Genomic DNA, 7,267 nt, shown 5'->3' with positions numbered 1-7,267 from the left:
ACCAATTTCGCGTCGGCGATCTGCGCGAGAGCCGGTCCGCTGTTCCCGACAGGGAAGAACAGCTCCGGGTCCTCGTCGCGACAGACCGCGTTGTGGCGCCAATCCATAGGTCGTTACTCCTCACTGTGTGCGCAGCAATGTGCGCACGAATGATTTTCTTCGGCTGTTAACGCAGGCACGAGAAATGTTTCCGTACCGTTGCATGCGATCGCTCGATCGTTTCACAGGCTCAACAGATGTCAATAGTGGCTCGTTGGTCCGTGGGCAATGTCACTTCAAAGATCTGTTACCAAATCCCTTAATCGTTTGTACTACACTTCTGCGGGCCCTGACCAGTGGTTTTGCCCACAACATGCGATCACCGCAGGTCGGGCAGCCTTTTCGCGGGCGGAGCGACGACGTCCAGGGCGTCGGGGACCGCGCGGAACGTCATCCGTTCGCGTACCCCCAGGTAGTCGCCGTCGAATTGGCTCGCCATGGGCGGATCGGCGCAGGTCACCCGCACACAGTCGGCGTTGTCGTCACGAACCACCTGCTCACCCTCGATCTTGGGCCGCTTGGAGAACATCTGCGCAACCAGTCTCAGACTCGGCACGACCTTCAACCGGGTGACGCCGAAGACGCCCAGGCCGGCCTCGAAGGTGGTTCCGGGGTTGGTGCACATCGGCCGGTCGTCGGCGTAGGTCCATGGGCTGGAATTGGACACGAAGACGAAGTAGACGCCGGTGACCGGCTCGTGGCCGGGGAGTTCCACGGTCAGCCGCGGTGGCTTGCGGGAGTAACCGAGCGTTGCGCGCGTCGCCGCGGTGATGTAGCGCGTCGGGGTGACCTTTTTGCCATTTTCCCGTTGGGCCTCGACCTTGGCCACCGCCTCGGCGTCGACCCCCATGCCGGCGTTCAGCACCGCCCACTGCTCGCCGCAGTCGATCAGCCCGATCCGGCGCCACTTCTTTTCCGGGCCGTACTTGTCGAGCAGCCAGATGAGCTGGTTGGTGGCGTCGATCGGGCCGGGCTGAATGCCCAGCGACCGCGCTGTCACGTTCGCCGATCCACCGGGGACGATCGCCAGCGCCGGGACGTGTCCGTTGGGCAGCTGCCCGGGTTTGCCGAGCAGGCCGTTGACCACATTGCTCACCGTGCCGTCGCCGCCGTGCACGACGACGAGATCGACCCCGTGCTGGACCGCGGCCTGGGCGATTTCGCCGCCGTGGCCGCGGTGCCGGGTGTGCTCGACGGTCAATTCGAGACGGCTTTTCAGCGCGTGAGCCAGCAGATCGCGGCCGGCGGTGGTGGTCGACGTCGCGGTGGGGTTGACGATCAGCACGGCGCGCATGAGGCCAAAGCCTACGGGAGCGGCGACGATGCGGGCCGCGTCGCGGACCGAGGTGGGGGCACCTCCCGCTTGCGGGGGAGAGCGCGACTTTCGGGTGAGCCAGGGTGGCTACGCTGAGGCGGTGATCACGCGTCCTCCGGCCAGTGTGCGTGGCGCCGGATTGATCGTTGGAGCTCAGGGTGCGACGGGCGTGGTGGTCGCAGCGGTCCTGCTGATTCGGGCGATCGGTGGCGCGGATCAGAAGGTGGCCAACGGGTTCGGCACTGCCGTGTGGTTCCTCGTGGCCGGCGGTGCCGTGCTGGCTGCCGGCTGGGCACTACTGATCGGCAGGCGCTGGGGCCGAGGGTTAGCGGTGTTCGCCGAGCTGTTGCTGCTGCCCGTGGCGTGGTATTTGACCGTGGGCTCGCATCGGGCGCCGATCGGTGTCCCGGTGGCGGCGCTGGCGTTGATCGCGCTGGCGCTGTTGTTCAGTCCGGCAGCGTTGCGCTGGGTCTCCGGCGATCAGCCCGGTCCGGCCAGCTCCGCCAAGTCGGAACCAGAGAGCCGATAGGTGGTCCACTCGCGCTGCGGTTGAGCGCCGACAGCCTGATACAGCGCGATCGCGTCGGTGTTCCAGTTCAGCACCGCCCACGACAGCCGGGTGTAGTTGTGCGCGGCGCACTCCCGGGCCAGCGCCGTCAGCAGGCCGCGAGCCAGGCCGAACCGGCGAAATCGCCGCTCTACGTAGAGATCTTCCAGATAGATGCCGTCGACACCGTCCCAGGTGGAGAAGTTGAGGAACCAGAGAGCCATCGCTGCGACTTCACCGTCCACCTCGGCGACGTGTGCGTGCAGCGTCGGGTTTGGGCTGAAAAGCGCGGTGCTGACTTGTGTTTCGACGACAGTGCATTGATCGGCGGCGCGTTCGAAGCGCGCCAGGCCGTGGATCATCGCGGTGATCGCCGGGGCATCGGCGGGTGCGGCACGACGGATGCGTACGGTCACGGTTGAACCCCCAGCGCGGACAGAATGGTGATGAATTTTGTTGTCGTCTCGGCGACTTCGCCGTCGGGGTCGGATTCGGCGACGATCCCGCCGCCGGCGTGAGCCAGCGCCGTAAGGCGATCGGCCGCCAGTTGGGCGCCGCGGATGGTCACCACCCAGCGCCCGTCACCCGCGGCGTCGCACCAGCCCACGGCGCCGGCGTAGAACCCGCGATCGCCTTCCAGCGTGTGGATGAGCCGAGCAGCGGCATCGGCCGGCACCCCGCCGACCGCCGGGGTGGGGTGTAGTGCGAGCGTCAAATCGATTGCGGTGGTTGATATGTCGCGCAGTCGCCCGGTGATCGGCGTGCTGAGATGCCACAGCGCGGTGGTACGGCTCAGCGTGGGAGTGGGGGCGACGGTCAACTCGCTGCAAAGCGGCCGCAAGGCCTCGGCCATGCTGTCGATCACCAATTGATGCTCGTGGCGATCCTTGGACGAATCGGCGAGCGCGGCGCCCGCGGTGGCGTCGAGTTCGGGGTCGGCGGCACGCGGCGCCGAGCCGGCGAACGGCTGACAGCTCACCCGGTCGCCGTCGCGCGCAACCAACAGCTCCGGGCTGGCACCGATCAGCGCCGTGCCTGCGTACGTCCCGCCGGCCGCCGACAGGTCGACCAGATAGCCGTAGGCGGCCGGGTCGTTGGCGGCCAGCCGGCGCAGAATGATCCGGGCGTCGAGTGGGCCATCGGCTGCCAGCTGCAGGGCGCGGGCCAGCACTACCTTCTGCAGCGTGCTGCCCGGAGCGGTCAGCTCGTCGCAGGCCCGCCGAACCCGGGCGCGGTGCTCGTCGGGAGCGGGAAGCTCCCCGGTCACCTGCACCGCAGGCATCGGGCCGGTCGGCCAGTCCGGCAGTTCATCGGTGTGGCGCACCGAGCGTGGCGCCATCAACGCTGCGGGCCCGTCGACATCAAAAGGCAACGCGCCCAGCACCATTGGTGTCCTACCTGAGCGCAACGCCGACTGCGCGGCGGCTACCTCGCGATAGCAGGCCTGCACGCCGTCGGCGATCACCACGCCGGCCGGCCCGCACAGCACGAACGGCGGTTCAGCCCTCATTCGGCTCAGTCGTCATTGGGATGAGGGAGACCCAGCGCACCCAGCTGGCGGATCCCGTGTTCGAACCCGCCGATCGCGACGGAGGCGGGGGGCATGGCGAAGCGGCTGCCCTCGATCAGTGGCAGCTGCAACCAGCGGGTGATGATGGCGCGGGAGAAGTGGCCGTGACCGACGAACACCACGTCACGCGACGCCATCAGCTCCAGGGCCAGCGCGACGGCCCGGTCCGCGCGCTCGCAGACTTGTGCCACCGACTCGCCGTCCGGGCTGCCGTGCGTCCAGATCGACCAGTCGGGTCGGGATTTGTGGATGTCGGCGGTCGTCTCGCCTTCGTAGCAGCCGTAATCCCATTCGGCGAGCAGCTCGGATTTCTCGTCCACGGTCAGACCGGCGAGCTCGGCGGTCTCCACGGCCCGCCGGCGCGGACTGCTGATCACCTTCGGATCGTCCAGGCGCAGGTCGGCCAGCGCGGGGCCCGCGGCGACGGCCTGGGCACGTCCGTTGTCGGTGAGGTCGAGATCGGTGGACCCGGTGTGCCGCCCCGCCAGCGACCACTCGGTTTCGCCGTGGCGCAACAACACCAGTCGGTGGCTCTCGCGGCTGTTTTCCAAGCCCATCTCGACGATTCTGCCTGACACACATGGCCATCCGCGCGCGGGCACCATGGTGTTGATGCCAGGATGGCAGGTGTTAACCGCCGGCGACAGACATAGGAGGAGCGGAGCCTGATGAAGGGGAACCGAGTGCTGGCGGTGGCCAACCAGAAGGGCGGGGTGGCCAAGACGACGACGGTCGCGTCGCTGGGTGCGGCGATGGTCGATGCGGGACGACGCGTGCTGCTGATCGATCTGGACCCGCAGGGGTGTCTGACGTTTTCGCTCGGCCAGGACCCGGACAAGTTGGCAGTCTCGGTGCACGAGGTGCTGCTCGGCGAGGTGGAACCCAACGCCGCGCTGGTCGACACCGCGGAGGGGATGACGCTGCTGCCGGCGAACATCGACCTGGCCGGTGCCGAGGCGATGCTGCTGATGCGGGCCGGCCGCTAGTACGCTCTCAAGCGGGCGCTGGACAAACTCGGCGACACGTTCGACGTCGTGATGATCGACTGCCCGCCGTCACTCGGCGTGCTGACCCTGAACGGTCTCACCGCCGCCGACGAGGTCATCGTGCCGCTGCAGTGTGAGACGTTGGCGCATCGCGGCGTCGGACAGTTCCTGCGCACGGTCCACGACGTTCAGCAGATCACCAACCCGGGCCTGCGACTGCTGGGTGCGCTGCCGACGCTGTACGACCCGCGTACCACCCACACCCGCGACGTGCTGCTCGACGTCGCGGATCGTTACGACATGCCGGTGCTGGCGCCGCCCATCCCGCGCACGGTGCGTTTCGCCGAGGCCAGCGCATCGGGGTCCTCGGTGCTGGCGGCGCGCAAGAACAAAGGGGCGTCGGCCTACCAGGAGTTGGCTCAGTCGCTGCTCAAACATTGGAAGTCGGGCAAGGCGCTGCCGACGTTCACCATCGACGCGTAATCAGCCGAGCGCGACGAGGGTGTTGCCGCGCTGCTCGAGCAGCTGCGACCCCGAAACCGCCGGTATCACCGCCGAGTCGCTCGGCGGCCGCTGCACCGGCAGGAAGCCTTCGCCGACACCGGTGACCGGATCGCAGACGGCGATGCCGCCGGTCACCGGGACGAGCAACTTGCCGCCCATCAACGTCGCCGGACCGACCGGGGACGACGAGCCGGCGGGCCCGATCGAGTAGCGGTAGGTCAGGTTCGCCGAATCGAAGACCATCACGTGATCGCCGGTCCACCAGGTGATCAGGTTGCCGGGCCGGCTCACCACGCTGGACGACGACGGCGGCTCGGGCAGCAGCGTGCTTCCCACGGTGGCGCCCGATTCGTCGACGACGTCGACCCTGGGCTGCGGTGCCGGCAGGTAGACCGCCGTCCTGGTCTCCGCCAGCGCCAGCACCCGGGCGTCGGAATCCACGCCGATGCCCGGCTCGGCCACGTCGCGCTGTTCCGGTTCGTCCTCTTCCTTGGCCGGCCGCAGCAGCTTGAGCCGCAGATCGGCCTGCCGGCCGCATGCCTCGAACACCGACACCGCTGACGAGCTGGCCGCCGCCGACGTCAATCGGCATCCGGTGTGCAAGCCCTTCGACGACGGCTTTATCCGCGCGTCGATCTCGCCGTAGGACAGCATCCGGACCATGTCCGAGCGCCACAGCTCAAGACGGGTATCGCCGGCCGACAACACCGTCGTGCCGTCGGAGGACAGGCTGACCCGTTTGTTGGCAAAGCTGCTGCGGGCGGGCCCGCGCTGGCCGCTGGATCCCTCGATCGTGCTGGCCTGACCACAGCCGCGGTCGTCGCGGTAGACCGCCACGGCGAAGCGGTAGACGCCGGCGACCCCGCACAGATCGCTGTTGCGCGAGTAGGTCCATCGCACCTGGCCGGTGACCGGATCACGCCCCTGGACCACACGCCCATCGGCGGTGACGACGGTTCCGGCGACCACGACGGGCTGATCGGTCGGCGCGTTCGGGGCGGTCCAGAGCTGTTTGAGCGAGCCCGGCACCTCGTGGGCCAGCCTCGGGCTGGGACCGGGCCCCGTCGCCGGCCGGCTGATGGTGGCCCGGGCGTCGCTGGTCCACCAGATCAATGCCGCGGCCGTGGCGACCACGACCGCGATCGCGGCCGCAGCCACAAGATCAGCCTTGGTGCGGCGTTCCGGCTTGACCATCGGGTTGCAGCGGCGCCGGCTTAGTTGGCGCTAGCCGTCGCGCCCGCCGACTTGCGGGGGCGCCGGCGCCGGCGCCGTGCTCGCGTGCCGTCGCCAGACGCGCCGTCCACGGCTGGGGTCGACCCATCCGTGTCGGCGTTGCTGTCGGCGTCGGCATGGCCGGTCGCCGACTTGCCGCCGCGGGTGCGGCGTCGCTGGCGGTCGCTGTTGCGCTGTTGCGCGGGCTCGTTGCCATTGCGGGCACCGGACGCGGCGCGCTTGACCGGCGATTTCTTGGGCGCCCCGATGGAGCCCTGGATGTCCGTCGGAATGTCCAGCTCGACGTAGACGTGCGGCGAGTTGGAGTACGTCTCGGCCGGGTCCGGGCAGCCCAGCCCGAGCGCCTTGTCGATCATCGTCCAGCGGGCCAGCTCGTCCCAGTCCACCAGCGTGACCGCGATACCGGTCTTACCGGCCCGTCCGGTGCGGCCGATGCGGTGCACGTAGGTGTTCTCGTCGTCGGGGCACTGGTAATTGATGACGTGGGTGATGTCGTCGATGTCGATGCCACGGGCCGCGACGTCGGTGGCGACCAACACGTCGATGTCGCCGGTGCGGAACTGCTTCAGCGCCTTCTCGCGGGCGATCTGGCCCAGGTCGCCGTGCACGGCGCCGACGGCGAAACCGCGTTCGGCGAGTTCGTCGGCGACCTTCTGCGCGGTGCGCTTGGTGCGGGTGAAGACCATCGTGGCGCCGCGTCCGCGCGCCTGCAGCACCCGGCTGACCAGTTCGACCTTGTCCATCGCGTGCGCGCGGTAGGCGTACTGCTTGGTGAGGTCGTGTACCGCCGAGGAGTGCGGCGCCTCGGCCCGGATGTGGGTCGGCTGGTTCATGAAGGTGCGGGCCAGCGTGATGATCGGGTCCGGCATGGTGGCCGAGAACAGCATCGCCTGCCGTTCGGCGGGGATCTGCCGCAGGATGCGTTCGATGTCCGGCAGGAAGCCCAGGTCGAGCATTTCGTCGGCCTCGTCGAGCACCAGCATCGACAGCCCTCCGAGTTGCAGGTGGCCCTGCTGGGCGAGGTCGAGCAGGCGGCCGGGCGTGCCGACGACGACGTCGACACCCTTCTGCAA

7 protein-coding genes and 2 pseudogenes are annotated in these 7,267 nt (G+C 68.6%); 2 read left to right on the top strand and 7 right to left on the bottom strand.

Annotated features, from left to right (window positions below; all coding sequences use genetic code 11):
* Together whiB1 and WAO18_RS15170 are read right to left on the bottom strand one after the other, a co-directional pair.
* Window positions 1-107 (bottom strand): annotated as a pseudogene (gene whiB1, locus WAO18_RS15175) (transcriptional regulator WhiB1); the annotation flags it as partial.
* A 251-nt stretch (window positions 108-358) separates the two neighbouring features.
* On the bottom strand, window positions 359-1,333 hold the full coding sequence (locus tag WAO18_RS15170) for a diacylglycerol/lipid kinase family protein (protein WP_422207081.1): 975 nt from the start codon (window positions 1,331-1,333) through the stop codon (window positions 359-361).
* A gap of 121 nt (window positions 1,334-1,454) precedes the next feature.
* On the opposite strand from WAO18_RS15170, the gene WAO18_RS15165 reads away from it, so the two are divergent.
* Window positions 1,455-1,883, top strand: a complete 429-nt coding sequence (locus WAO18_RS15165; RefSeq protein WP_422207080.1) for a hypothetical protein — start codon at window positions 1,455-1,457, stop codon at window positions 1,881-1,883.
* Here WAO18_RS15165 and WAO18_RS15160 read toward each other — a convergent pair.
* The 3 genes from WAO18_RS15160 to WAO18_RS15150 are packed head-to-tail and all read right to left on the bottom strand — an operon-like array spanning window position 1,835 to window position 4,028.
* On the bottom strand, window positions 1,835-2,317 hold the full coding sequence (locus WAO18_RS15160; protein ID WP_422207079.1) for a GNAT family N-acetyltransferase: 483 nt from the start codon (window positions 2,315-2,317) through the stop codon (window positions 1,835-1,837). The genes WAO18_RS15165 and WAO18_RS15160 overlap by 49 nt on opposite strands.
* Complete coding sequence (locus tag WAO18_RS15155) at window positions 2,314-3,411, bottom strand: isochorismate synthase (protein WP_422207078.1); 1,098 nt, start codon at window positions 3,409-3,411, stop codon at window positions 2,314-2,316. The genes WAO18_RS15160 and WAO18_RS15155 overlap by 4 nt, the downstream gene beginning before the upstream one ends.
* Window positions 3,412-3,416: 5 nt before the next feature.
* Window positions 3,417-4,028: an acid phosphatase gene (locus tag WAO18_RS15150; RefSeq protein WP_422207082.1), complete on the bottom strand. Its 612-nt coding sequence runs from the start codon at window positions 4,026-4,028 to the stop codon at window positions 3,417-3,419.
* A 111-nt stretch (window positions 4,029-4,139) separates the two neighbouring features.
* Here WAO18_RS15150 and WAO18_RS15145 point away from each other — a divergent pair.
* A pseudogene (locus WAO18_RS15145) lies at window positions 4,140-4,940 on the top strand (ParA family protein).
* Here WAO18_RS15145 and WAO18_RS15140 read toward each other — a convergent pair.
* Both WAO18_RS15140 and WAO18_RS15135 read right to left on the bottom strand, forming a co-directional pair.
* Window positions 4,941-6,155 carry a hypothetical protein gene (locus WAO18_RS15140; protein WP_422207077.1) on the bottom strand — a complete coding sequence of 405 codons (1,215 nt, stop codon included), beginning with the start codon at window positions 6,153-6,155 and terminating at the stop codon, window positions 4,941-4,943.
* Window positions 6,156-6,175: 20 nt separating this feature from the next.
* A partial coding sequence (locus tag WAO18_RS15135) for a DEAD/DEAH box helicase (RefSeq protein ID WP_422207076.1) occupies window positions 6,176-7,267 on the bottom strand: 1,092 nt, incomplete at its 5' end.

The organism is Mycobacterium sp. (genome assembly GCF_049278535.1).
Lineage (GTDB): Bacteria > Actinomycetota > Actinomycetes > Mycobacteriales > Mycobacteriaceae > Mycobacterium.
The sequence above is the reverse complement of the archived record's forward strand: the minus strand, read 5'-3'. Positions and strand labels throughout refer to the sequence as shown.